The sequence below is a fragment of the Rhodococcus sp. WAY2 genome (assembly GCF_009859915.1).
In the GTDB taxonomy this organism is placed as follows: domain Bacteria; phylum Actinomycetota; class Actinomycetes; order Mycobacteriales; family Mycobacteriaceae; genus Rhodococcus_F; species Rhodococcus_F oxybenzonivorans.
In genome coordinates, this window is record NZ_CP046572.1 from 423,795 (window position 1) to 447,860 (window position 24,066).

Below are 24,066 nucleotides of genomic sequence, written 5' to 3' on the forward strand. Positions count from 1 at the left end.
TCCGGCGTGTAGGTTTTGGCGTCGTGGCAAAGAAGAGCAAGAGAAACAGTGGACCGAAGCCCGACAGTGCCCGCGCCGAGAAGCTCGCGCAGCGGAAGGCGGAACGGGAAAGTGCCGCCGCGGCCGTGACGCGCCCCTTCGAAGGCCTCGCCGCGGAATGCGACCTCGTCGCGCTGCGTGAATTCGTCCCCTCGGCAACAGCACCGCTGCCGGTGAAGGACTCCTCGCGTCCGGTGACGTTGGCGACCGTCCTGCCGGGTGCCGTGGCGGCGCTCGTCCGTGACGAAGGCGAGGACGCCACCGGGTTCGTCGGTGTGCAGGTCCAGGCACACTCTGCGGACCTCGGTGCCGACTTGGCGGCCTCCGTCGTGTGGGTTCGAGACGCCGCGGCCGGAGAATCGCTGGCCTCCGCCAACCCCGGTGCCGACACCCCCGCACCGGCCGAGGTGATCGACGCGGACGCTCTGCTCGACATCACGGTGCACCAGGATTTCAACTGGTGGATCCCCGAAGGGGTGGAACCGGCACCCGAAGTCGCGACCACGGTGCAGCACGCCAACGCGGCAATCATGCCGTCCGCGCGGGTCGAAGCCGAAGGCGTCGTGGCAGCGTGGTGGGTGGATGCGGGGGAGAAGGCGCACATCCGCTGGGTGCGTCCCGAAAACGAGGACGACCTGATGCTGGCGCTGGCGCGGGTCCACGCCACCGGCGGGCTGCACCTGGGTGAAGGGTCGCGCTATGCCGGCTCTTTCCGGACGCACGGCCTTCTCGTTCCGGTCTTCGACCTGGATCGAGAGAAGCACCCCAACGAGTGGGCAGCCGCCACGGTCGAGCTCGGTGACCGACTCGCGCAGGCGCTGGCCGTCGATGCTCCGCTCACCACCGACGAGCGACGCGCCCGCGACGGCCTCCGCGGTCGCCAGGTCACGTTGCGCTAGGCCCTCCGGGCCCGTGAGTGGTTGAGGAGTGCAGAGACTCGCTAACCACTCACGGGCGGCGGAGCCGCCTAGATGGCGCCGCCGGCAGCGGCAGGCGCTCCGGCGGTGTCGTCGACGACGCTCATCTCGCGAGCGACGAAGTCCTCCAGATGGAACAGGTTGGCGCCCGCGCGGTCGGCGATGGCGAGCAGGGTGGTCATGCTGGCGACCTCCTCGACCTGTTCCTTGAGGAACCACTGCATGAACTGCTCGCCGAGGTAGTCGCCCTCTTCGCGGGCGGTGCTCGCGAGCTGCACGATCTGCTCGGTGACCGTCTTCTCCTGCGTCAGAGCCAGCGCGATCGGCTCACGCGCATTCTCGAAGTTGCCCTTCGCGGCGTCGACACCCGACAGCTCCACGTTGATTCCGCGATCCAGGAAGTACTGGATGATCATCATCGCGTGATTGCGTTCCTCGACGGCCTGCTTGTAGAAGTGCTTGGCCAACTGAGGAAGGTCCGCATTATCGAAATAGACGGCAGTCGCGGTGTACTGGTGTGACGCGTTGAATTCGTTGCGAATCTGGTCGTGCAGCAGGGCGTGGAATTTTGTCTTGTGCGCGTCAACGGAAGTCATGAGACACACGATATAGCTGGTCAGACGGCATTGTCATGCAAGTTCTGCCTAATTATGGCAAGGGTTCCCAAACTTAATGCGGCCTAATTCGGCGCGAATTCCGCCGAATTATGGCGCACCGTTTCGGGTTTATCCGGGGTGCCTTCAGGCTCCGCTACCTGCGGTCTTGGGAGCGGTCGAATCGGCGCGCGGGGCGGCGTTCATCTCCCGGGCAACGAAGTCTTCGATGTTGAACACATCGTTGCCTGCGCGGTCGACGATGGTCAGCAGGGTGTTCATGCCTGCAGTTTCCTCGACCTGCTCCTTGAGGAACCATTGCATGAACTGCTCGCCGAGGTAGTCCCCGTTGTGGCGGGCGGTGCGGGCGAGTCTGGTGATCTGCTCGGTGACCGCTTCTTCCTGTTTCAGCGCCAGTTCCACCGGTGCCCGCACCGAGTCGAAATCCGTGATCACGTCGTCGATACCCGGAACGGTCACGGGGACGTGATTGTCGAGGAGGTACTGGATCATCATCATCGCGTGGCGGTGTTCCTCGGTGGCCTGCGTATAGAAGCGCCTCGCCAGCTGCGGGAGATGGTGAGAATCGAAGTAGACGGCCACCGCGATGTATTGCTGTGACGCCGTGAATTCGTTGCGGATCTGCTGTTGCAACAGGTGGTGGAATTCACTGGGCTTCGTAGGCGCCGACTGTGTCATGCGGCTCAGTTTACGGATGCGGCGTCACTGGCCCGTGGTGACCAGTTCGGCGGGAACCTGCCGATCCTCGGCGAGAGCGCCGAAGAACTGCGAGGCCCGTTCGTCATCCCACACCAGCACGTTCCCCGAACCGTCGACATCCTCGAATCCGGCCACCGGGACCGTGGTGGTGACCATGTCACCGCGCACGGCCCAGGCGAGCATTGCAAGGTTCCAGATGTGATCGCCCTCGTCGACGCGCAACGATTTGGCTGTGTCGGTGATCAGCGGCCAAACCCGGAACGGGTTCAACCACGTTGCCGGGCTTGTGGCTTTCGCCATCAGCGCGGCCATGAACTTCCGCTGGTGGTTCATACGGTCGATGTCGGCGAGCGCCGTTGCGCGAGTGCGGACGAATCCGAGGGCGTCCGAGCCGGACAGCTCCTGGCAGCCGGGCGCCAGATTGATGCCGGCGAGGGGATCGTCGATGGGGGCATCCAGGCACATCTCGACACCACCGATGGCGTCGACGATCCCGGCGAAACCGCCGAACCCGATCTCGGCGTAGTGGTCGATGTGCAGCCCGGACGCTTCCTCGACCGTCTGCACCAGCAATTGCGGGCCACCGAATGCGAACGACGCGTTGATCTTGTCCTCGCCGTAGCCCGGTATGGACACGTAGGAGTCGCGGGGGATGCTCACCATGGTCGCCGGCCCGCCACTGCTCGGAAGGTGCATCACGATGATGGTGTCGGTGCGGTCGGGACCGCTGTTGCCGCCGGTCGACAACTCCTGCTCCTGTTCCGGTGTCAGCCCGGTGCGGCTGTCCGACCCGACCAGCAGCCAGTTGGTGCCGGGGGTGTCGCCGACCCGGCCGTCGTAATCGGCGAGGGCGTCGACCCGGTTCAGGGAGGTATCCAGGTAGTAAGTCATGCCGGCGAGGGCAAGAACCAACACCAGGAAGAGGATGCCGATGCGACTGCCCCAGTTTCGCCGGCGTCTGGGTCTGCGTTGACGCGGTGGTTCGGGGTTGCGGGGAGGCGCGAGCGGGGGCGGCGGGTTGCGAGGGGGGCGCTGATCCGGGACATACGCCTGTCGGTACTGCGGCGCCTCGCGATACTGCGGTGGCTCACGATAGGGCTGCGGCGTCTGGGTGGGCGCGTAGCCGTCCGGGCGAGGAGGCGCGGACCGCGACAATCGCGGTTCGGGCGCCTGCGACCACGCCTGCTGCGGGGCGGGTGGGGTGCCTCGCCCGTCTCGCCGGATCACCTGGGTTCCTTCCGGAGGCGGACCTGCGGGGCCGGGGCGGGGCGCCGGGTGCCGGGGTCGCGGCGGCGGCGGTCCCGGAGATCCTCGTGGCGGAACGCGAGGAGGCGGAGGCGGGGCGGAACCGTGCGGGCCGGGAGGTGGGGTCCGGCGGTTCGGCGACTGCGGCGCGGGTCCGCCGCCCTGCGTCCGCCGAGGCGGGCGGGGCGGCAGCGGTGGATAGGGTGCGTCGCCGGTCACCCGCACGACTTTACTGGTCTCGAAGGATTACGGAATCCAGCCGACGTGGCCACGCAGGGCCGCGTAGCCGACGAAAGCCACCGAGTCGATGGTGGCGTGCGCGATCACGAGTGGCCACAGCCGGCCGGTCTTCTGCCAGTACCGGCCGAACACCACACCCATCGCCACATTGCCCAGCCCGCCGCCGAAGCCCTGGTAGAGGTGGTAGGTGCCACGCAGCAGGGCCGACGCGAGCAGGGACGAGTTCTCGCTCCACCCCAGTTGCCGCAGTCGGGTGACGAGATAGGCGACGACCAGTACCTCCTCGGCCCCCGAGTTGGCGATCGCCCAGAGGACGAGGACGGGAAGCCGCCACCAATGGTCACCGATCGTGCTGGGGACGACGGTCAGGTTGGCGCCCACCGCGCGCGCCAGCAGGTAGAAGCCGAGGCCGGGGAGCCCGATCAGCGCAGCCAGCCCGACACCCTGTACAGCGTCGGGTCGCCACCGGATCCGCCCCAGCCCCACCGAGGCGAGGCTGATGCCGCCACGCCACAGGAGATACAGACCCAGCGCCGCCCAGGACAGCAGTTTCACGACACCGAGCAGCTGCCGTGCCGCATCGATGAACTGGTTCTCCGCGCGCGCGACGTTCAGCGCGACCGCTTGGTCGGCAAGGTCACCGGGCGTCAGCAGGGACTCGGTCAGCGACAGCAATCCCGACAACCCGCTGGTCCCGAAGGTGACGAGCAGGACGATCGTGATTTCGATCCACAGCCCGCGGCGTTCCCTCGCCGGCACCACCGGCATCTCGGGTGATGCGGGGCGTAACCAGGAGTCGAGCGTTGTCCGCGAGATCACGCGGCAACGCTAGCGCGCGGGTCCGTGGTTTTGCCGATCAGCCGCGGGCGCGCAGACCGTTGACGAAGGGGCATCCGACGAGCAGTCGTATCGCCCGGCTCAGCGACAGGGCGTCGTCCACCGGATTCGCGAACGGCATCCAGATATCGCGGTCACCGTTGTCGCTCTCGACGCGCAACCGCAACCCGTAGCGGTCGATACCGAGCGGTCGGATGCGTCCCTGCCTCATGTGCGGCGGAAGCTTGCGGGAGAGCAGGTCGATGAGGTCGGTGTGATCCTCGTCGAGGTGCTGAAGCCAGGCCGTTTCCATTTCCCAGAACGGGTCGGGCCTGGCCGCGAGCAATTCGGGAAGGGAGACGGGTTCGGCGCCGGTCGAGTCGGCGACGACGGCAGACTCGAGCCGTAGCTGCAACAGCGTGGCGTCGTGCCCGACGTCGAGGAGCCCGGGATGCGGGTATTCGGAGGCGACCTCGTCCGCGAGTGCGCGGGTGTGCGCCTCGCACAGGGAGTGGAGGGTGCCCCGTAGCCAGACGAGTGATCGCACGGGTTCGCGGAGTGGGAGCGGTGAGTTGTCGGTCAGCTCCAGGACCGCGGGGATTCCGCCGCCACCGGCCAGCCAGGACAGGGTGGCTGCCGCCGAGTCGGTCGGCACCGCGACGACGACGTCTCCGCCGGCGCGCAGGTGGTGGACGGACGTGACCGTAGGAGCGCTGCCCTCGACAGCGAGTACTGCCTCCTGGGTCCGTGCGCACGAACTACGCACACGCTCGGCGGTGGTCGGTCCGGGAGTCGTGACGGGCATGGAGCCTCCTTCGGGAGCAGCGGTACTGAGGTAAACCTAACCTAATGTGACGTGCGTCGGTTGGCAAGACCACCGCAGGATTACGGTGTGAAGGTGGCAATTCCTCTTTCCCTCGGAGTTCCGCGTTCGCGCGGACCGCAGTCGCTGCTCGAAGGCCTGCTCAGCGCGGCACCCACCGCCGGAGTATCCGCGGACCCCGCGGACACGGTCGCAGGAACAGTCGGGCCCCGGGTGGTTCTTGCGTCCACTCTGATCGGCAGCCACGGCACCGACGCGGGCCGCATCATCGTCGGCCTCGACATCGACCCCGCCGAGCTGCGTACCCGAGAACAGGCGTCCTACGAGGCGGTTCGATTCCACCTCGACTGCCCCGCGGCGCAGCTCGGTGACGCACTCGCGTTGCGACTGCCCTCGCCGCTCGCCGTGTTCGTCGGTGACGGCGACCTCGGGCTCGCAGAATCGGCGCAGCAACTCGCGGATGCCGGACGCATCCCCGGCCTGGGCAGTGGATTCTCCATCGGTGAGATGGCCGATTTTCTGGCGGTCCTCGCCCATGCGGATGTCGGATACGTGGCCAGGGCGCGTGACGCCGCCGAGGTCCTCGCCCTGTTGTCCGGCACCGTCGCGTCGCTGCGCGGAGACAACGTCCGGTCGGCTCTCGCCGACCCGACCGCGGAGAAGCTTGCGGCACTCGGTCCGGAGGCGGCCGAGGCAGTCCGGGAAGTGCTGCTGGGCATCGAAGTGAGCGATCCCGCCCGGGTGAGTCGCGAACTCGCCGCAGCCGGGTTGCGATAAAGATTCACCGCATAGCGCCGGGCCGTCAACTCTCGTTGCGTAATCTCATAGGCGTGCCAAAGATCGCGTACTTCGGACCCTCGGGAACCTTCACGGAAATGGCGCTCGCCGAACTCGAGGGGGCGGGCGCCTTCGACGGGCCGGTCGAACGCGTCGCCGCGTCCAGCCCCCCGGCCACGCTCGAGCTGGTACGCGACGGTGTGGTCGACGGTGCCGTCGTCCCCATCGAGAGCTCTGTCGAGGGGGCTGTGGTGCCCACGCTGGACTCCCTGGCCCTGGGCGAACGGCTACAGATCGTCGCCGAGACCGAACTGGACGTGGCGTTCGAAATTCTGGGTCGACCCGGCATCGATCGCCTCGACCAGGTGCGGACCGTGCGCGCATATCCCGTCGCCGCCGGCCAGGTACGGACCTGGCTGGAGAAGAACTGCCCCGACGCCGAGATTCAGACCGCTTCGTCCAATGCGGGTGCGGCCGAGGACGTCTCGCACGGTCTCGCCGACGCCGCGGTATCGACCGCGCTGGCCGGCAGGCGTCTCGGGTTGCACACACTGGCCAGCAGTGTCGCGGACGTCGCCGGCGCGCGGACGCGGTTCGTGCTCGTCACCGCCCCGACTCGGGTCCCACCGCGCACCGGTAGCGACCGGAGCTCCGCCGTTCTGCAGCCCGACAACGAACCCGGATCGCTCGTCAGCGTTCTCTCCGAGTTCGCCACTCGCGGAATCGACCTCATCCGCATCGAATCCCGGCCCGTTCGCACCGAACCCGGCTCCTACCGGTTCTTCGTCGACTGCATCGGTCACCTCGATGATCCGCTGGTCGCCGAGGCGTTCCGCGCGCTGCACCGCAAGTCGACCGTGCGGTTCCTCGGCTCGTGGCCGGCCGCGAACCCGAGTGGTCCGCCCCCGCCGTCCGACGGAGACGCGGCGGACTGGATCGAACGAATCCGTCAGGGAGACAGGGAACTGTGAGCGGCAAGCTGATTCTGGTACGGCACGGACAGACCGAGGCCAACGTCGAACGCCGACTCGACACCCGGCTGCCCGGCGCACCGCTGACACCGGAGGGGCAGGCGCAGGCCGACGCTCTCGGAGCCCGGCTCGCGGCCCGTGCGTCGCTCGCTGCGCTCGTCAACTCAGAGGCCCTGCGAGCCCGGCAGACGGCGGGTGCGGTCGAACGTGCCACCGGGCTTTCCGCCCAGACCCGCGAGGGGTTGTACGAAGCGCAGGCGGGTGAACTCGAGGATCGACGTGACGATGAATCGCACGCCCTGTTCATGAAGACTTTCCACCTGTGGCACGCGGGTGAGCTGGGCGCCCGCGTACCCGGTGGCGAATCCGCTCACGACATCCTCGACCGCTACGTGCCGGTCGTCGATGCCCTGCGCGCGGAGTATCTCGACGATCCCGACCGATCGGGAGATGTCGTCCTCGTCAGCCACGGCGCCGCGATCCGCCTCGTCGCCGCACAGCTGGCGGATGTTCCCGGGCTGTTCGCCGCCAATAACCACCTCGCGAACACGGAGTCGGTCGAGTTGGTACCGACCCTCGGCGGAGGCTGGGAATGTGTGTGGTGGGGAACGATCGAGCCGCCGTTCGAACATCGCGTGATTCCCGGGGCCGACGACCCGATGGGGTGAATGCGTTGCGGACTTCCACCCGCTGCGCGACGATGGAGAAAACCGTCCTCGAGGAGTGACGGCAATGGAATGGTTCGTAGCCGAAGACTATTCCCTCGGGCGGCTGCTCGTCACCGAGGGGCTCGCGGCGATCTACCTTGTCGCCTTCCTGGGCGCGGTGCATCAGTTCAGGCCGCTCGTCGGTAGTGACGGCATGATGCCGATTCCGCGGTTCCTGAGGGCCGTCCCCTTCGCACGTGCACCGAGTGTCTTTCACTTCCATTACTCGGATCGGTTCTTCGCGGCAGTTGCCTGGACCGGCGCCGGGTTGGCACTCGCGACTCTGCTGGGTGCGACGCAATTCATGCCGCTTGCCGCCTGCATGCTGGTGTGGTTGGTGCTGTGGATTCTCTATCTGTCGATCGTCAACGTCTCGCAGATCTGGTACAGCTTCGGATGGGAGTCGCTACTCCTCGAAGCCGGATTTCTGGCGATTTTCCTCGGTAACTCCTCCGTCGGTCCGCCGATTCTGGTGCTGATCGCGGTGCGGTGGTTATTGTTCCGGCTCGAGTTCGGCGCCGGACTGATCAAGATGCGCGGCGACAAATGCTGGCGTGACCTCACCTGCCTCTACTATCACCACGAAACCCAGCCGATGCCCGGACCGCTCAGCTGGTACTTCCACCGAATGCCGAAAAGACTTCACCGGCTCGAGGTGTTGGGAAATCATTTCGCGCAATTAGTGATGCCGTTCGGGCTGTTTGCGCCCCAGCCGGTGGCGGCGATCGCCGCGGCCGTCATGATCGTCACTCAACTATGGCTGGTGGCGAGCGGTAACTTCTCCTGGCTGAATTGGATCACGATCGTGCTGGCCCTGTCGGTCATCCCGGACAGCGTGTTCGAGATGCTTGTGCCGGTATCGCTCCCGGAGGGAAGTTCGTCGGCGCCGCTGTATTTCGTCGTCCTGGTGGTCGCCGTGACAGCGTTGGTGGTGGTGCTGAGTTACTGGCCGATCCGCAACATGATCTCGCACGGTCAGCGGATGAATGCGTCGTTCAACTCGTGGCATCTGGTGAACACCTACGGCGCCTTCGGCAGCGTCACCAAGGTTCGGTACGAAGTGATCGTGGAGGGGACATCCGACTCGGCGATCACCGCGCAGTCCGAATGGAAGGAATACGAGTTCAAAGGAAAACCGGGCGATGTGAATCGCCGGCCACGGCAGTTCGCGCCGTACCATCTGCGGCTCGATTGGTTGTTCTGGTTCATTCCGATCTCGCCGGGTTACGCCGATCCATGGTTTCCCGCCTTCGTGGAGCGGCTGCTGAGGAACGACCGCGACACGCTGAAACTGCTGCGCCACAATCCTTTCCCCGACGCCCCACCTCAACATGTGCGTGCGCGTCTGTACCGCTACCGGTTCACCACGTGGAAGGAGCGCCGCGAGACGGGGGCGTGGTGGAAGCGTGAACCGGTGTAACTCAGTGCAATCTGAAGTCAGTGCAATCTGTCGGCCAGGAACTCGAGGGCCTGGCGCAGACGTTGTGGTGTACCCGGGCTCAGAGAAGACCAGGCGACGCCGTGCGCGGACACGCTGGACGTGCCGACGATTCGCCCCTTGTGCGTGTCGAATACGGTGACGGGACCACCGACGGGGTCGTACTGCCCGTCGCCGTACACGATTCCCACGATTTCGGCGTAGGTGTTGCAGGTTGCCATCGCGGTGCCCACCGCGGTGGCGTCGGGCGGCGCGACACCGAGTGCGGTGAGGCCGGCCGCGAGAGCTTTACCGTCGCCCCCCGCGTCGAACACCTCACCGAGTTGGGCAGTGGGTGCGTTGACCACGCCGAAGTCCATCGGCTCCGCGGTGCCGAGGGCAGCGATGACCGGCGCAAAGACGTCGACGCCGGCGTCCTGCACCACGTAGGTGTCGCCGGCGCGCATGGTGAGCACCGACATGGTGTCGCCCCGGGAAACACACAACCGCGAGATGGTTCCGTCGACGTACCAGCGCAGAGCAATTTCCCACCGCGGGCGGGCAAGAACCTGCAGTCCCGAAGCAAGCTCGGCGCGAACCTCACCGCCCGGGAGGAGATCCCGGGCGGTGAGGCCGGCGACGGCGTCGTGAAATGCTTTGCCCCTGGCTTCGTACGAGTCGTACCGCGGGCCGGCGTCGAGCACCACCGGCAGGACGTCGAGCGCGAGCCGGTCCACGAGGACATCCATCTCGTCGAGGCTCAGGGTCACCGCCGGCAGGGTCGGTCCCGCCTGGGTGCCCAGGTCTATCAACGTCCGCTCTCCGGGTGGTCGGGGTTGGCGCCGATCACCGAAGGAATGACCGTACGTCCGTCGGCGAAGTGCTCGAAGTTCTTCAGATAATCGGGGGTGTCCCGTTCTTCGTCGTCCTGCGAACCGGCCGTACCCGCGCCGCGCCCGCCCATCATGGGTCCGCTACCCGTTGCTCCACGTGCCGCGGTAGCGGGATTTATGTCGGTCCGGACGTCTCCGATCACTGCGCCGGGTGTGGCCGCGGGCGCTCCGGGCCGAGCACCCTGGCCCAGGGCATCTGTCTTTCCCCAGCCCTCGGGAAGAGTCGCACCGCCGGCTCCCGTCCCGGCGCCGAGCGCACCCGCCGACGTCCGCGCCGCCGCCGTCGACGTGGAAGCTGCACCGCCACCGCTGTACGAGCCACCCGACAGCATCGGCGCACCAGCCATCATCGGGGTGGCCGCCGAGCTGGTGGCTGCGGACAGCGCCGCCCCACCGATGTTGCTCGCCGCCGACGTGGCGGTGGACACGGTGGTACCGGCGATACTGCCGACCTGCGATGCGGCGGTGGTGACCGCGGGATTCTGACCGGCCGCCATCAGCGCGGCGGCAGCGGCCCGTGTCGGGTCGAAGTTACCGTCCTGCGGGACATCCTCGAAGGTTCCGACCTCTTTTGAATCGGCTTTGGTGACGATGCGCGGGGGCTGCTTGTACGTGCGTTTGAGCGCGAGGATGTTGGATGCGGCCTCGTACCCCTCCATCACGAGCCCTGCCCGGATGTCCATCGCCCGGTCGGCGGCCTCGGCGACTGCCGCGGAGCCGTTGAGGGCACCGCCCGTCGAGTAGGCGGTGGCCTTCGCGGTCTTGACTGCCACGATCTCGGGAATGCTGGGCATGATGAGCGCGGCCGTCGTGTATGCGCCCGCCTCGAGTCCGGCCTTGACGGCGGTGTCTGCCGCCAGTTCGGCGCACTCGGCCGTCCATACCGTGAACGGCGTGATCTTGGCGAGTGCGGCCACGGCCGATACGCCCTGCCAGCCGGCGGCCAGCTCGGCCATCACCCGAACGAGCGTGAGGTTGGCGTCGACGAAGCTGGTGGACAGCGCAGTCCACGCAGCGCTCGCCACGCTGAGCGGCACCGGGCCTGCGCCCGCGATGAGCGTGGTCGAGTTGACGGTGGCCCCGCGGGGCAACCAAATGACACCTGTCAGTCCCATGGTCATGTGCGATTCTCCTACTGGTCTCGAGGCGTTCCGGTCACATGCCCGCAGCGAGCGACGCGCCCAGGGCAAGGTCCTCGGCGGCGTACAGAGCGGCTTGGGTGCGGAGCGTGTTCGCGGTCTCCCGCATCTCGAGAATTCCTTGGGCGACAGCAGGAGTGAACGTTCCTGCGACCGTGTTGAAGTAACCGGCGGCATGGAGGGAGACTTCTTCGCTCCCCGACGGGAGTACCCGGATTGCTGCGGAGTTCAGTGCGACCGAAGCCTCGAGGCGCGCGGCGAGCGCGTCGAGTTCCACGGCGGCGGCGACAAGAGCTTCGGGTGCGACGTGCAGAGCTGGCATTGCGTCGAACTCCTTCTGACCTAGGCGGGTGCGGAAGGCAGCTGCCCCCCGGCAAGCGAACTGCATGGTGCAGCGTCCCTACTTCCTTGGACGCCGCCACGCGCTCTTCGGTTCCCCCCGATCCCGAGAAAAAATTCCCGGGAAAACCGTTCATCCCCAGCCGAGCTCGTGCAAGCGATCTTCTTCTATCCCGAAGTAGTGTGCAACCTCGTGGATCACGGTGACGGCCACTTCGTGAACGACTTCCTCCTCCGAGCTGCACATTTCGAGGAGGGCGTCGCGGTAGATGGTAATCGTATCGGGTAGCGAACCGCCGTAATGACTGTCCCGTTCGGTCAGCGCTATTCCGTGATACAGCCCGAGAAGATGCGGATCGTCCTCGTTGCGGTCGTCGACGAGGACGACGACGTTGTCGATTGCGGTCGCGAGTTGAGGCGGAATCAGATCGAGCGCGTCCCCGACCAATTCCTCGAATCGGTCGGGCGTCATCAGAACCGGCACGTCAGGGCCCGGGAACCGGAGCTGCGCCGGGAAGCGGCGTCGGCATCGACCTGCCCTCCGGAGTGGGCGGTGGCGGTACCGGCGCCGCGCCGTTGATCAGGATGTCGCCCTTGGCGGACCCGGTGATGGTCGAGAAGCCGCCGGTGTCGGTCTCCTTGCCCACCGAACAGTTGATGCGCCTGCTGCCCGCCAGCCAGCTGTCGAGTTCCAGGTTGTCCCAGAACAGGGTGAGGGTCTTGTTCCGCAACGCGTCCGCCGAGCCGAGAAATTCGTTGGACGCCTGGGTGCACACGCCCTCGAGGTACTTGTCCTGGTCTTCGACCGACGGCATCGAACCCGGGAACTGGGTGCCGAGGTCGACCACGGAGATCACCTCGTACGCGTGAGGCTGCACGCAGTCGACGGGATCGGTGGGGACATTCTGATTGATGCCGATGCAGGTGCCGGGATCCCAGACATTCGATTGGTCCTGCTCGGCCACCCGCCCACTGAAGGGAAGCAAAGTGCCTGCGGTGCCGGAGAATTGGAGACCGCACCGCAAGGTGCGCTCCCCGGCGGTCCAGCCTGCCTCGCTGGGGAACATGAGACCGACGCTGAACTTCCCGTAAGGGTCGAAACGCGCACCCAGGTAGGTCTCGACGGCAGGCACGCAGTGCTCGTCCCGCAGCTCGGCGAACCGCAGGGCGCCCGGGTAACGCGACCCCGGCCCGAACTCTGCGCCCGGGTAGACACTGAGGTCCAGTGGGGCCGCCACCTCGAAACGGTGCTCCTCGGCGCAGTCGACCTTCGCGACGTCCTTGCGATCCTCTTTCGGATCGTTCGACGGTGTCCAGTCGAGGCAGTCGCCGGCGACCGCCGATGCGAAAGCCTCCCCTTCCACCGACGCGGTGGCTTGTGGCCCGGGGTCGCCCGAGTGGGTGGGCAGATTCTCGCTGCGGTCGAACCCACCTGCGATCGCGAAGGTCGCGATCGCCGCGACCACGGCGCCGATCGCGACAGCAGCGAGCGCGCGACGTGTCGTGGTCGCGGACATGGTGCGGGGTGCCTTGGTCGGTTGCCCGGCGTTCCCGGGCTGCGGTTCGGCACCGTTCGGCTGATCTGAGGACATCGTTTTCCATCATGCCCGTTCCGGTGCGAGAAGCAGAACAACTCCTTCGATCAGGTTCGCGGCGAGGTAGCTTCGAGTGCCATGAACGACCATTCGCAGCCCTCCGCCGAACCTGTGGATCCGGAACTCCAGGAACTCGCGGGCCGGGTGTTCGATGCCGCACGCGCGGGCGACGCAGTGGCGTTGGCCACGTACATCGACGCCGGGGTCCCGGTGAACCTCACCAACCAGAACGGCGACACCCTCGTCATGCTGGCCGCCTACCACGGCCATGCCGAGGCGGTCCAGGCTCTGATCGACCGCGGTGCCGACGTCAACCGACTCAACGACAAGGGTCAGTCACCGCTGGCAGGGGCGTTGTTCAAGGGTGAGGACGGGGTGGTGCGCACCCTCGTCGCGGGCGGTGCCGACCCCAGAGCCGGGCACCCCACCGCGGTGGACGCCGCGCGCATGTTCGGCCGGGAAGATCTCCTGAGCCTGCTGGAACCGAAACCCGAATGAGCGCTCCGGAGGCGCCCGGTAGGGTTTGACACCGTGATTGACCTGAAGTTCCTCCGCGAGAACCCCGACGCCGTCCGCGAGTCGCAGCGCACCCGCGGTGAAGATCCTGCGCTGGTCGACGCGCTGCTCGAGGCCGATGCGTCCCGTCGCGCCGCGGTACTCGCCGGTGACACTCTGCGCGCCGAGCAGAAGGCCTTCGGTAAGAAGGTGGGCCAGGCGTCCCCCGAGGAACGGCCCGCGCTGCTCGAGGGGTCCAAGGAACTCGCGGCCAAGGTCAAGCAGGCCGAGGCGGAGCAGCACGAGGCGCAGGCCGCGCTCGACGCCGCACACCGGGCGATCTCCAACATCGTCCAGGACGGCGCCCCGGCCGGCGGCGAGGACGACTTCGTCACCCTGGACACGGTCGGCGATGTCCCCACGTTCGACTTCGAGCCCAAGGACCACCTCGAGCTGGGCGAGTCGCTGGGACTGATCGACATGGAACGCGGCGCGAAGGTATCCGGCGCCCGGTTTTATTTCCTCACCGGGTTCGGCGCCATGTTGCAACTCGGAATGCTGCAGCTCGCCGCGCAGAAGGCAATGGCCAACGGGTTCCAGATGATGATTCCCCCCGTGCTGGTGCGCCCCGAGATCATGGCGGGCACCGGATTCCTCGGCGCCCACTCGGACGAGATCTACCACCTTGCCGACGACGACCTTTACCTCGTCGGAACCTCCGAGGTCCCGCTCGCCGGATACCACTCGGGCGAGATCCTCGATCTTTCCGCAGGCCCGAAGCGGTACGCGGGCTGGTCGACCTGCTTCCGCCGGGAAGCAGGCAGCTACGGCAAGGACACCCGCGGCATCATCCGGGTCCACCAGTTCGACAAGGTGGAGATGTTCACCTACTGCAAGCCCGAGGATGCCGACGCCGAGCATCAGCGTCTGCTGTCCTGGGAGCGCGACATGCTGGCTGCAATCGACGTCCCCTACCGGGTGATCGACGTCGCCGGGGGCGATTTGGGTTCCTCGGCTGCCCGCAAGTTCGATTGCGAGGCGTGGGTGCCTACCCAGCAGGCGTACCGCGAGCTCACGTCCACCTCGAACTGCACGACGTTCCAGGCGCGGCGCCTCGGTGTGCGGTACCGCGACGAGAACGGGAAGCCGCAGACTGCCGCCACCCTGAACGGCACGTTGGCCACCACGCGGTGGATCGTGGCGATCCTGGAGAACCACCAGCAGTCCGATGGGACGGTACGAGTGCCGGAGGCGCTGGTGCCCTTCGTCGGTACGGACGTATTGAAGCCGTAAAAGAATACTGTCCGTTATGCAAGGCTACCCTTGCATCTCCGCCCGAATGATGTAACCCTTACCTAATCAGATAGTTCGCGTAAGGGAGAGCCACATGTTCGTGTGCATCTGCAAGGCCGTCACCGAAACCGAGGTGCACGAGCATGTGCACGACGGTGCCGACACTGCAGATGCCATCGGTGAGCGATGTGGAGCCGGATGGGGGTGTGGAACCTGCGTCAACCGCCTCGAAGAAATTCTCTGTGCGTACGCGGAGCGTAATCGCACAGCTGCCTGACAACTGACACCACGATCCGCTGCGGAGAGTGGTCGAGCCTGATACGGTCGCATTAGTCCCGGCGACCGGAGGTTGTCATGCGCGGTAACGACGAGGTAATCGCTCTTCTCAACGAACAGTTGACGAGTGAGTTGACGGCAATCAACCAGTATTTCCTGCACTCGAAGATGCAGGCCAACTGGGGTTTCACCAAACTGGCGGCCAAGACGCGTGCCGAATCCATCGAAGAGATGATTCACGCCGAGATCTTGACCGACCGCATCCTCTTTCTCGAGGCGCTACCGAACTATCAGAAGCTGCTTCCGCTGCGCATCGGACAGGACCTGCGAGAGCAGTTCCACTCCGACCTCGCGGTCGAGCTCGAGGTGGTCGAACGCCTGCGCCCCGGAATTCAGATGTGCCGGGAGAAGGGCGACGCGACGTCGGCGAAGCTGCTCGAAGGCATCCTCGCGGAAGAAGAGGAGCACATCGACTATCTGGAGACTCAGATCGAGTTGATGGACAAGATGGGCGACCAGCTGTACATGGCCCAGCTCGTTGATCAGCCACCGACGGCCGGGTAGTCGATCGACGAAAACCGCGCGACTCGCTGGGCGCTCTGTGTAAAAATGGGCGCGTGAGATACCCCGCCGCTCAGCCTTGACCCAGCTCCCAGCGATCGCTCACCGTCCGCGTGGTCGGTTACACCGCCACGCGTGACCTCATTCCGCTTTTCGGTCTCTACGACCTGCTGTTCGCCGACCACGGCCTCAGCGTCGGGCAGATTTCGTCGCTACTCGTCATCTGGTCCGTCGTATCGTTCGTCGCCGAGGTGCCGTCGGGCGCCTGGGCCGACACCGTGTCCCGGCGTGGACTGCTCGTCTTCGCCTCCGCCCTGTACACCGCGGGATTCACCGTGTGGGTGGTGGCGCCGTCGTATGCAGGCTTCGCAGCCGGATTCGTGCTGTGGGGCATCAGTGGTGCCATCCAGTCCGGAACGTTCGAGGCACTGCTGTACGACGAACTTGCCTCGCGGGGGAAATCGGAGAGCTTCGCCCGGCTCCTCGGCTACGCCAACTCCGGCGCCATGGCGAGCAACCTCGTCGCCACGCTGACCGCCGCGCCGCTCTTCGTTCTTGGCGGCTACACACTGGTCGGATGGGCCAGTGTCGCTGCGACGGTGGTGCACGGAGGCTTCGCACTACTGCTTCCCGCTGCGCCGAGAGCAGCCGACGCGGACGAAACACGGGAAGTGGCAGACGGGCGCGGACTGCTGTCCCGCTACGCCGGGATGCTCCGGTCCGGGGTCGGGGAGGTGTCGCACGACACGGTGCTCCGCCGAGGCGTGGTGCTGTCGTCGGTACTCGTCGGATTCCTCGCCTTCGACGAGTACTTCGGCCTGCTCGCCCGCGACGGTGGCACCCCGACGGCGGCGGTGCCGTTGCTGGTGGCCATCACCGTCGCCGGCCAAGTGGTGGGTACCGCGGCGGCCGGCCGGACAGCGTCGATGCGAGCGGTGACGATGAGCCGTGTCGTCGCAGCAGGTGCCGTACTGCTCTGTGCCGGCGCGCTTCTGGGTGGTGTCGCCGGGTTCGCGGCAATCGGCGTGGGCTACGGCATCCTCGGCAATGCCATGATCGTGTCGGAAGCTCGTGTGCAGGACGCGATCACCGGTCCGGCGCGGGCCACCGTCACCTCGGTGTCGGGGCTGTTCGGCGAGATCACCGCACTTCTGATCTACGTGGGTTTCGCTGTCGGTTCGACGTGGTTCTCGGTCACCACACTCGTTGCCGCACTGGCTGTTCCGGTGCGGCTGTCGGCGGTCCTGGTGCGCCGGTGGCTGCCACCGGTTCGGCCGGACACACCCACCGTCGGGTGAATGTACCTTTCGACGCCTCAGATGCGCCGAAAGGTACATTCGCCCGAGCGGTCAGAGCTTGCTGGACCGCAACTCGTGGCCCTTCGACGTCTTGCAGCGACCCGACTCGAGGTCCCACTGCCAGCCGTGCAGGTTGCAGGTGAGATTAGTGCCGTCGACGACGCCGAACTTGGACAGGTCGGCCTTGAGGTGCGGGCAGCGACGCTGAATCTCGTAGCCGCCGAGCTCGATCGACGCCGAGTCGTCGTGGGCTTCTGCGAACCAGCCGTCGGCGTAGGCGATGCGCTCGTCGGTGAGGCACTTGAAGAACGTGTACAGGAACTCGTTGTATCCGCCGACCCGCCACGCCTCGAAGCGGGTAGACAGGAAGATGGTGTTCACCCAGTCGGGTTCGTCGTCCCGGAGCACGGTGCGAACCAGTTCGGGCGCAATACGGAAGCCGTAGCGGTATTTGCCGTCCTTCTCCCCGCGCGGACGGACGATGCGCTGCGGGAAGTCGAGGACGACGGTCTCGTCACCCATCACCAGACCGACGGGGTAGCCGATACCGTCGCAGATCAGGTCGGACTGCTTCATGATCGGCTCGAACTTGGCCTTGAGCGCCTCGAACAACGGTTCGCCCTCGGCCGGGGCCCAACCCGCCTTCTCGGCGGCCAGGACCGGAGCCATCCGCTGCGCCATGTCCTCGATGTACGCGGCCTTCTCGGCGAAGATCTTGTCGACCTCGGCGTCGGGAATGGGGTGCGTCAGGGTGAGCGCACTCCCCTTCACATCCGCGGTGGACCCCGGGATCATCAATATCCCGCCGTCGTTGCCGTGAATTTTCATCTGCTCGAGGAACGTGATCTGGTCGGGGAAGATGTTTCCCTCGTCGCCGCGGTCGTCGTTGAGGTAACGCAGCTCGTCGTCCAGGAACACCGGCGGACCTGCCGAAGGCACCACCCAGGTGGCGTCGACCTGCTCGATGTAACTGCGACACCGGTCCATGCCGCGCTGACGCTTCTGCTTGCCGAAGTTGGCCTTCGTCTTGGTGGGAATGTCGTAGACCATCGGGTACCAGATGGCGCCCGAGTACTGCAGCAGGTGGATGTCGATCTTGCCGAACTCGTCGTGCAGGACGTCCATGTCGACGGGTCGGGCGTCGTTCATGTTGAAGCACGTCGTCTCGCCGTCGGACACCACGAGACCGGAGTCGCCGATCGGTCCGTCGGCGGGCGCCCGCAAGGCGATGATCATGATGTCCAGGTCGCCCGGCGCGAGCGGGGCCTGCGGAGCGACCTCGATTCCTGCCCCGTTGATCCTGTGCTTGACCGAATCCTCGGTCTCGAAGAATTTATGGAATCCGAGTGCCTCGAGTTCCCGTTTGAGGTCCGGCACCGGATAGTCGGGGAGCAGAACGATGGCGTCCTTGTTGACGTGCTTGCTCAGGTTCTCCGGATCGAAGTGGTCCTTGTGCAGGTGCGATACGTACAGGTAGTCGCAGTTGCCGAGGGCGTCCCAGTCGAGCTGGGTGTTGTCCGGGAACGGGAACCACGCCCCGAAGTACGCGGGGTTCACCCAGGGGTCGCACAGGATCGATCCTGCCTCGGTTTGGATGTGAAATCCGGCGTGGCCGACGCTGGTGACCTGCACTGGTATGCCTCCTGAAGAGCTGAGCGACTGTTCCAGGGTAGGCGGCTCCGCCACCTGTGCGCCTTTCCGGTAGCCCCAACAACCAAAAAGGCGCACGGGCGGCGGAGCCGCCTACGTCACTTCGCCCAGGCAGTAGCCGTCCTGGCCGATCGACAAGGTGACCTGCTTGGTCTTCGTCACACCCGAGACATCGGTGACCGGGACCGTGACGTTCACGTAGTCGCCGCGGACCGGTGTGGTGGTCATGTCGTCTGCCGCGAACGCTGTGGTGCCGGCCAGAACGTCGGGGTCCTGTTTCAGCGGTGGCTGTCCGCCGTTCCCCGACCCGGACGGGTCCCACGGACTGAACCCGGGGCAGATCAGGGGATAGGCGGCCTCGGTGTCGGCCGGGCTCACCGGTCGTCCCGCCTCCCGCGACAGGAACCTCGCCACCGCGTGTTCGGCGTCCGCCGGGGTGTAGACGTCGGCCGTCCCGGCGGGATGGACGTGCGGGCAGGCGTACCCCGACGCGATCTCGCTCCGCTTGACCGACACGATGGTGCCGCCACCTGTCCACGAGACGGAGAACTGCCCGTCGACACCGGGTTGTGCGAGGGCCCGCAGCACTGCGCCGGTGTCCTCGTACTGTTCGGCCATCTGAGCCGGCGGCAGTGTCCAGCAGGTCGAGGTCAGCCCCTCGGGATCCGTGACGAGGTCGAGAGCCCACGCGTGGACGGCGTCGGCGGCCTCGGGATTGCCGGGGACCTCACCGACGACCACCTGCGGGGCCGGCCGGGCCGGGGTGGGAGGCACAGTGCCGGGACTGTCGGCGGTGGAGGTGGGGGCAGCCGCGACTTCTGCCGCCGCGACTTCTGAAGTCGCAACGTCTGCCTCCGCGGCGTCCACGGGGATGCCGGACTGGGAATCGCAGGCCGCCGCTGAGGCGAGGATCCCGACCACGAGGGCGAATGTGTGTGCGGGCGCGAACGCCCCCCTGCCCGTGCGGCCCATTTCCTTCACACGCCCTCCTGCCGACTCCCCGCCGAGCGTCCGTTCCCGACTGCGGGCCAGATCGCCGATACCCGGCTACGCTAGCCGATTGTGGAACCCGTCTATCGAACCGTCATCGGCATTGCCCGCACCGTATTCGCCTTCGAGGGGCTGAAGTTCACGGTCAAGGGCGATCAGCACATTCCCGCGACGGGTGGGGCGGTGATCGCGATCAATCACACCGGCTACATGGACTTCACCTATGCGGGACTCCCTGCGCGCAGGGTGAAGCGGTACATCCGCTTCATGGCGAAGAAGGAAGTGTTCGACAACAAGATTTCGGGCCCGATCATGCGGGCCCTCAAACACATTCCCGTCGACCGCGGGGCCGGCTCGGATTCGTATCGGGCTGCCGTCGACCGGCTGCGCCGCGGGGAGCTGGTCGGCGTCTATCCCGAGGCCACGATCAGTCGCAGCTTCGAGATCAAGGAATTCAAGTCGGGCGCCGCACGGATGGCGATCGAGGCCGACGTGCCCATCATCCCGATCGTGATTTGGGGTGCGCAGCGCGTGTGGACCAAGGGTTTCCCGAAGCGCCTCGGGCGAACCAACACCCCCATCTCGATTGCTGTCGGTGAGCCCGTCGCGCCGTTCGAGCCCGCCGCCGAATTGACGAAGAAACTCCACACCACCATGCAGGAAATGCTCGCCGACCTGCAGAAGGGCTACGACCATCCCGCGGGCGCCTACTGGGTGCCCGCGCGACTCGGCGGCAGCGCGCCGACGCTGGAAGAGGCCGACAAGTTGGACGCCGCCGACGTCGAGAAGAGGGCGCAGGCTCGACAGGACCGGGAGTCCGGGAGCTAGATCGGGTGGAACCTGTCTTTGTCGAGACGCTGCACACGCGGATGAAGGCATCCTGCATCACGTGCAGAGTGGCTTCGAGCATCCGGCCGGGGCGTATCGGGTCCCGAGACGTCTCGGTGGCAGTGCCCCGACGATCGAGGAAGCCACCGAGATGGACCACCGCGAGACCGAGCTGCGACACCACCGGTAGCCCGCGCCCGGCGGCCGCTCGGCACGGGGAAGAACAGTGCAGGCAGAATGACCGGGTGAGCCCAGACCGACCGACCCTTGTAGCGTCCGATGTCGACGGCACCCTGATCGGGCCCGACGAACGGGTCAGTGCCCGCACCCGTGACGCCGTGCAGTCGGTGGTGGCGTCGGGAACCCCGTTCGTCCTCGCCACCGGCCGCCCGCCGCGGTGGATCCATCCCGTGGTGGAGGGCCTGGGTTATGCGCCCCTCGCCGTCTGCGCCAACGGCGCCGTCATCTACGACGCCGACAGTGACCGAGTCCTCAGCGCCGCGACACTCGACGTGGACACCCTCACCTGGTTGTCGGAGATCGCTCTGGAGATGTTGCCGGGTGCGGGGCTGGCGGCGGAACGTGTGGGCGTCAGCGCTCACGACGCCGCCACACCCCAGTTCGTGAGCTCTCCCGGCTATCAGCATGCGTGGCTCAACCCGGACAACACCGAGATGTCCGAGGACGAGGTTCTGGCAGCGCCGGCCGTCAAGCTGCTGATCAGAGTGCCCGGAATGTCGAGCCAGGCGATGGTCGACGTCTTGCGGCCTCACCTCGGCGCCCGCGCGGACCTCACCTTTTCGACGGACAACGGTCTGATCGAGCTGTCGGCGTCGGGGATCAGCAAGGCGTCCGGCCTCGCGATCGTGATGGAGGAGCTCGGGGTCACGGCGTCGGGGATCGTCGCGTTCGGTGACATGCCCAACGACATTCCGATGCTGAACCTCGCGGGTCGAGGAGTGGCCGTGGAGAACGCGCATCCGGACGCCAAGGCGGCTGCCGACGAGGTCACCGCCACCAACTCGGACGACGGTGTGGCAAAAGTACTCGAGCGCTGGTGGTCGTAGACCACCAGCGCTCGAGAGGGTGATGCAGTTCCGTCAGCCCACCGGAGCTGGTGCCGGAGCCGGAGCCGGAGCGGCCGGCGCAGGCTCGACAGGTGCAGGTGCAGGTGCGGCCGGAGCAGGTGCCGGGGGTAGCTGTGCCGGATCGGCGGGCGGTGCGGCGGGAGCCGCGGCGTCGACCCGGGCGCCGTCGCGGTACGCCTCCGCGTAGGCGTCGTTGTAGGTCTTCAACACCTTGGTGACGATGCCGGTGAGCTCGTTGAAGATGAGCGAGCCGTTCTCGAAATCGGTGCGCAGCCCACCCGGGATCGGGTATTCGTCGGAGGTCGGCAATCCCAGCTCGCCGTTGTCGGCGCCCAGGTTCTGCCAGGTCTTGAAGATCTGTCCGAGAACCGACCACACACCCCCGTTGGGTGACGTGTAGATGGCTCCGTTGGTGAACTTCGCACCCTGGTTGCCTGCCTTCGCCTGCAGCAGTCCGGTGACGGCCTGCCCGAGGGGGCCGGTGTCACCGCCTTCGGCCACCCACTTCTGTGCGACGGGGGAGGGGTCCGTCAGCCGGAGAATTTCGTTGACCAGGGCCGGAATGCCTGCCCCGAGGCTCGCGCTTGCATCGGTTCCCGGCGCGGACGCGGGCGGGGTCTCGCCCGGGGGAGGTCCCGAGGCGAGTGATGCGCTGTCGCCGCCGCTACCGGTATTCGCGGCCGCGATCTGACGAATCTCGTCCATGTGCGAGTACCCGGCATCACCGGGGCAGGAGGTGTTGCCGACGTCGCGGTGCGCGAAGATCACCGGCAGGTCGACGGCCTCACCCTGTGCATACGGTGTGAACTCGGTGCCTTCCGAGTACATCGTGGTCTGGCCGAGCGGATCGAGTCCCGCCTTGGCGAGCTTCCATCCGAGGAACTTGCCGACGGAGTCGATCGTCGCCTGCGGCGGATCCTCGGACGAGAAGTCACCCATCATCGCGATGCCCATGGTGTTCTCGTTGAACCCGCCCGCGTGCGCGCCCTGAACCGGACGGTCCAGGCCACCGGCGCGACCTTCGAAGATTTGCCCGTACTTGTCGACCAGCACGTTGTAGCCGACATCGCACCAGCCCAGCGTCTGCGCGTGATACGCGTAGATCGCCCGGACGATTTCGGCCGACTCGGCCTTGGAGTAGTCGTTGGCGCCGGCGGTGTGGTGCACCGTCGCACCACCGATGAAGTCGTCGTACGTCGGTTCGTCGCAGCGGATCGACTCGTCGGCGCCCCACTGGGAGCGGGTGATCACCTTGGGTCCGGAACCGCCGATCGGTGCCGCGATGTCACTCAGGGCTCCGTCGCCCGGTCCGCTGCCCGGCTCGATGAGCACGGCGGTGACGTCGTCGGCACCGGTCTGGGCCGGCTGCTGGCGCAGCGGCCTGTCGACGGAAGCGGGTGTGTACCCCAGCGGCGCAGCACCCGCGGGCGCCGCTGCAGCCGGAGGTGCAGGTGCAGGCTGCGGCGCGACCGGAGCGGGCACCGGCTCGGCGGCGGATGCCGGCGCAGACGTGGGCGTCAGGATCTGGATGGCCTTCGTCAACCCGACGTACACCGGTTCGGTGGCCACCGTGCCGTTCGATGCCGTGCTGTCGGTGCGCCGCGTGTCGATCATGTCGGGGGAGAACCAGTCGCCCCAGGTTCCGTCGGCTCGCAGGGCGCGGACCTTCGACTCCGCGGACGCCACGGTCTCGGAGGTGAGCGCCACCATGCTGAACGGGGTGTCCCGGGTGATTTCCTTGACGATGGCTCCCGGCTGCTGGTCGGCAGGCGGCAGGATTGCCGGGTCGGAGACATCACCGGGAGCGGGAAGCTTCAGGGGGATCTGCAGGTTCGGGATCTGAATTCCGGCCGGCAGGGGGAGATTGCTCGGAATCTGGATGTACGGCGGGATCTTCACGTTGCGCAGATCGCCGATATTGACGTCGGGCAGGTTCAGCCCCGTGAGTTCCTTCAGCGGAATCACGATGTCGGGAATCTGGGAGAGCACTACCTGGGCGATCTCCGTGGACACCGCGGAGGCAGAGGTCTCGTTGGTGGAGCGGACGTCGGAGGGGGCGCTGCTGATGCCGTAGACCGCAACGGGACTTGCGACAGCCAGAGCAGCGACAGCCCCGAGGACGATCGAGGGCTTCGGTCGGCGGTGCGGCAAGGGGACTCTCCTCAGTTGTAGTTTCCTGCGAGCAGGCCTCGCTCATCTGCAACTTGTGATGCCGATGTGACCTGTGTGACTGATGTTGCCAACTCGAATCACTCTTGCCACACTAGTCACACAGGTCCATAACGCTCAACCTTACATTGAGACTTTATCCCGAATTCTTCGGACCCGCCGGAGCAAGGCACTCACCGCGCTTCGG

Annotated in this window: 26 protein-coding genes; 13 read left to right on the forward strand and 13 right to left on the reverse strand. The window is 66.5% G+C overall.

Annotated elements, in window-relative coordinates:
* Positions 1-23: 23 nt before the first annotated feature.
* Entirely contained in the window at positions 24-938 is a 915-nt protein-coding gene (locus GFS60_RS02005; RefSeq protein WP_109325966.1) for a DUF5926 family protein, read from the forward strand.
* Between the two features lie 68 nt (positions 939-1,006).
* On the opposite strand, the gene GFS60_RS02010 is transcribed toward GFS60_RS02005, so the two are convergent.
* From GFS60_RS02010 to GFS60_RS02030, 5 genes are all read right to left on the reverse strand, one after another.
* On the reverse strand, positions 1,007-1,552 hold the full coding sequence (locus GFS60_RS02010; RefSeq protein WP_159918778.1) for a ferritin: 546 nt from the start codon (positions 1,550-1,552) through the stop codon (positions 1,007-1,009).
* Between the two features lie 144 nt (positions 1,553-1,696).
* On the reverse strand, positions 1,697-2,248 hold the full coding sequence (locus GFS60_RS02015; RefSeq protein ID WP_159918779.1) for a ferritin: 552 nt from the start codon (positions 2,246-2,248) through the stop codon (positions 1,697-1,699).
* A 24-nt stretch (positions 2,249-2,272) separates the two neighbouring features.
* Positions 2,273-3,496 (reverse strand): LCP family protein, encoded by a 1,224-nt coding sequence (locus GFS60_RS02020; RefSeq protein ID WP_268962533.1) that lies wholly within the window; start codon positions 3,494-3,496, stop codon positions 2,273-2,275.
* A 264-nt stretch (positions 3,497-3,760) separates the two neighbouring features.
* Positions 3,761-4,573: a CPBP family intramembrane glutamic endopeptidase gene (locus GFS60_RS02025; protein ID WP_159918780.1), complete on the reverse strand. Its 813-nt coding sequence runs from the start codon at positions 4,571-4,573 to the stop codon at positions 3,761-3,763.
* A 37-nt stretch (positions 4,574-4,610) separates the two neighbouring features.
* Positions 4,611-5,375, reverse strand: a complete 765-nt coding sequence (locus GFS60_RS02030) for a DUF2470 domain-containing protein (protein WP_159918781.1) — start codon at positions 5,373-5,375, stop codon at positions 4,611-4,613.
* Positions 5,376-5,468: 93 nt separating this feature from the next.
* Between GFS60_RS02030 and GFS60_RS02035 the strand changes: the two genes are divergently transcribed.
* The 4 genes from GFS60_RS02035 (at position 5,469) to GFS60_RS02050 (ending at position 9,268) form a co-directional block, all read left to right on the forward strand.
* Positions 5,469-6,170, forward strand: a complete 702-nt coding sequence (locus GFS60_RS02035; RefSeq protein ID WP_159918782.1) for a hypothetical protein — start codon at positions 5,469-5,471, stop codon at positions 6,168-6,170.
* A 53-nt stretch (positions 6,171-6,223) separates the two neighbouring features.
* The gene (pheA, locus tag GFS60_RS02040) at positions 6,224-7,141 is read left to right on the forward strand and encodes a prephenate dehydratase (RefSeq protein ID WP_159918783.1); all 918 of its coding nucleotides are present in this window, start codon (positions 6,224-6,226) and stop codon (positions 7,139-7,141) included.
* The gene (locus GFS60_RS02045; protein WP_159918784.1) at positions 7,138-7,809 is read left to right on the forward strand and encodes a histidine phosphatase family protein; all 672 of its coding nucleotides are present in this window, start codon (positions 7,138-7,140) and stop codon (positions 7,807-7,809) included. Before pheA ends, GFS60_RS02045 begins: the two co-directional genes overlap by 4 nt.
* 64 nt (positions 7,810-7,873) lie before the next feature.
* Positions 7,874-9,268, forward strand: a complete 1,395-nt coding sequence (locus GFS60_RS02050; RefSeq protein ID WP_159918785.1) for a lipase maturation factor family protein — start codon at positions 7,874-7,876, stop codon at positions 9,266-9,268.
* A gap of 17 nt (positions 9,269-9,285) precedes the next feature.
* On the opposite strand, the gene GFS60_RS02055 is transcribed toward GFS60_RS02050, so the two are convergent.
* The 5 genes from GFS60_RS02055 to GFS60_RS02075 form a co-directional block, all read right to left on the reverse strand.
* Entirely contained in the window at positions 9,286-10,035 is a 750-nt protein-coding gene (locus GFS60_RS02055; RefSeq protein ID WP_236603348.1) for an ESX secretion-associated protein EspG, read from the reverse strand.
* A gap of 38 nt (positions 10,036-10,073) precedes the next feature.
* Positions 10,074-11,279, reverse strand: a complete 1,206-nt coding sequence (locus GFS60_RS02060; RefSeq protein ID WP_159918787.1) for a PPE family protein — start codon at positions 11,277-11,279, stop codon at positions 10,074-10,076.
* Positions 11,280-11,313: 34 nt separating this feature from the next.
* Positions 11,314-11,619: a PE family protein gene (locus GFS60_RS02065; RefSeq protein ID WP_159918788.1), complete on the reverse strand. Its 306-nt coding sequence runs from the start codon at positions 11,617-11,619 to the stop codon at positions 11,314-11,316.
* Between the two features lie 150 nt (positions 11,620-11,769).
* Complete coding sequence (locus GFS60_RS02070; protein WP_109326000.1) at positions 11,770-12,120, reverse strand: metallopeptidase family protein; 351 nt, start codon at positions 12,118-12,120, stop codon at positions 11,770-11,772.
* 1 nt (position 12,121) lies between these two features.
* Positions 12,122-13,228: a septum formation family protein gene (locus tag GFS60_RS02075; protein ID WP_159918789.1), complete on the reverse strand. Its 1,107-nt coding sequence runs from the start codon at positions 13,226-13,228 to the stop codon at positions 12,122-12,124.
* An 81-nt stretch (positions 13,229-13,309) separates the two neighbouring features.
* On the opposite strand from GFS60_RS02075, the gene GFS60_RS02080 reads away from it, so the two are divergent.
* The 5 genes from GFS60_RS02080 to GFS60_RS02100 all read left to right on the forward strand — a co-directional run bounded on the left by GFS60_RS02080 (position 13,310) and on the right by GFS60_RS02100 (position 17,154).
* Positions 13,310-13,729 carry an ankyrin repeat domain-containing protein gene (locus GFS60_RS02080; RefSeq protein ID WP_159918790.1) on the forward strand — a complete coding sequence of 140 codons (420 nt, stop codon included), beginning with the start codon at positions 13,310-13,312 and terminating at the stop codon, positions 13,727-13,729.
* A 33-nt stretch (positions 13,730-13,762) separates the two neighbouring features.
* The gene (gene serS, locus GFS60_RS02085) at positions 13,763-15,019 is read left to right on the forward strand and encodes a serine--tRNA ligase (RefSeq protein WP_159918791.1); all 1,257 of its coding nucleotides are present in this window, start codon (positions 13,763-13,765) and stop codon (positions 15,017-15,019) included.
* Positions 15,020-15,113: 94 nt separating this feature from the next.
* Positions 15,114-15,296: a (2Fe-2S)-binding protein gene (locus GFS60_RS02090; protein WP_159918792.1), complete on the forward strand. Its 183-nt coding sequence runs from the start codon at positions 15,114-15,116 to the stop codon at positions 15,294-15,296.
* Positions 15,297-15,373: 77 nt separating this feature from the next.
* Positions 15,374-15,859, forward strand: a complete 486-nt coding sequence (bfr, locus tag GFS60_RS02095; protein WP_109326014.1) for a bacterioferritin — start codon at positions 15,374-15,376, stop codon at positions 15,857-15,859.
* Between the two features lie 110 nt (positions 15,860-15,969).
* Positions 15,970-17,154, forward strand: coding sequence for an MFS transporter (locus GFS60_RS02100; protein ID WP_159918793.1), 1,185 nt, complete (start codon positions 15,970-15,972; stop codon positions 17,152-17,154).
* Positions 17,155-17,205: 51 nt separating this feature from the next.
* Here GFS60_RS02100 and GFS60_RS02105 read toward each other — a convergent pair whose 3' ends face one another.
* Together GFS60_RS02105 and GFS60_RS02110 are read right to left on the reverse strand one after the other, a co-directional pair.
* Positions 17,206-18,786 carry a Rieske 2Fe-2S domain-containing protein gene (locus GFS60_RS02105; protein WP_159918794.1) on the reverse strand — a complete coding sequence of 527 codons (1,581 nt, stop codon included), beginning with the start codon at positions 18,784-18,786 and terminating at the stop codon, positions 17,206-17,208.
* A gap of 111 nt (positions 18,787-18,897) precedes the next feature.
* Positions 18,898-19,776 (reverse strand): hypothetical protein, encoded by an 879-nt coding sequence (locus tag GFS60_RS02110; RefSeq protein WP_159926785.1) that lies wholly within the window; start codon positions 19,774-19,776, stop codon positions 18,898-18,900.
* Between the two features lie 90 nt (positions 19,777-19,866).
* Here GFS60_RS02110 and GFS60_RS02115 point away from each other — a divergent pair, with 90 nt between their 5' ends.
* The 3 genes from GFS60_RS02115 (at position 19,867) to GFS60_RS02125 (ending at position 21,689) form a co-directional block, all read left to right on the forward strand.
* The gene (locus GFS60_RS02115; protein WP_159918795.1) at positions 19,867-20,622 is read left to right on the forward strand and encodes a lysophospholipid acyltransferase family protein; all 756 of its coding nucleotides are present in this window, start codon (positions 19,867-19,869) and stop codon (positions 20,620-20,622) included.
* Positions 20,623-20,683: 61 nt separating this feature from the next.
* Positions 20,684-20,812, forward strand: coding sequence for a hypothetical protein (locus GFS60_RS02120; protein ID WP_397518067.1), 129 nt, complete (start codon positions 20,684-20,686; stop codon positions 20,810-20,812).
* Positions 20,813-20,867: 55 nt separating this feature from the next.
* On the forward strand, positions 20,868-21,689 hold the full coding sequence (locus GFS60_RS02125; protein ID WP_159918796.1) for an HAD family hydrolase: 822 nt from the start codon (positions 20,868-20,870) through the stop codon (positions 21,687-21,689).
* 33 nt (positions 21,690-21,722) lie between these two features.
* On the opposite strand, the gene GFS60_RS02130 is transcribed toward GFS60_RS02125, so the two are convergent.
* The gene (locus GFS60_RS02130; protein WP_159918797.1) at positions 21,723-23,861 is read right to left on the reverse strand and encodes an N-acetylmuramoyl-L-alanine amidase; all 2,139 of its coding nucleotides are present in this window, start codon (positions 23,859-23,861) and stop codon (positions 21,723-21,725) included.
* Between the last annotated feature and the right edge of the window lie 205 nt (positions 23,862-24,066).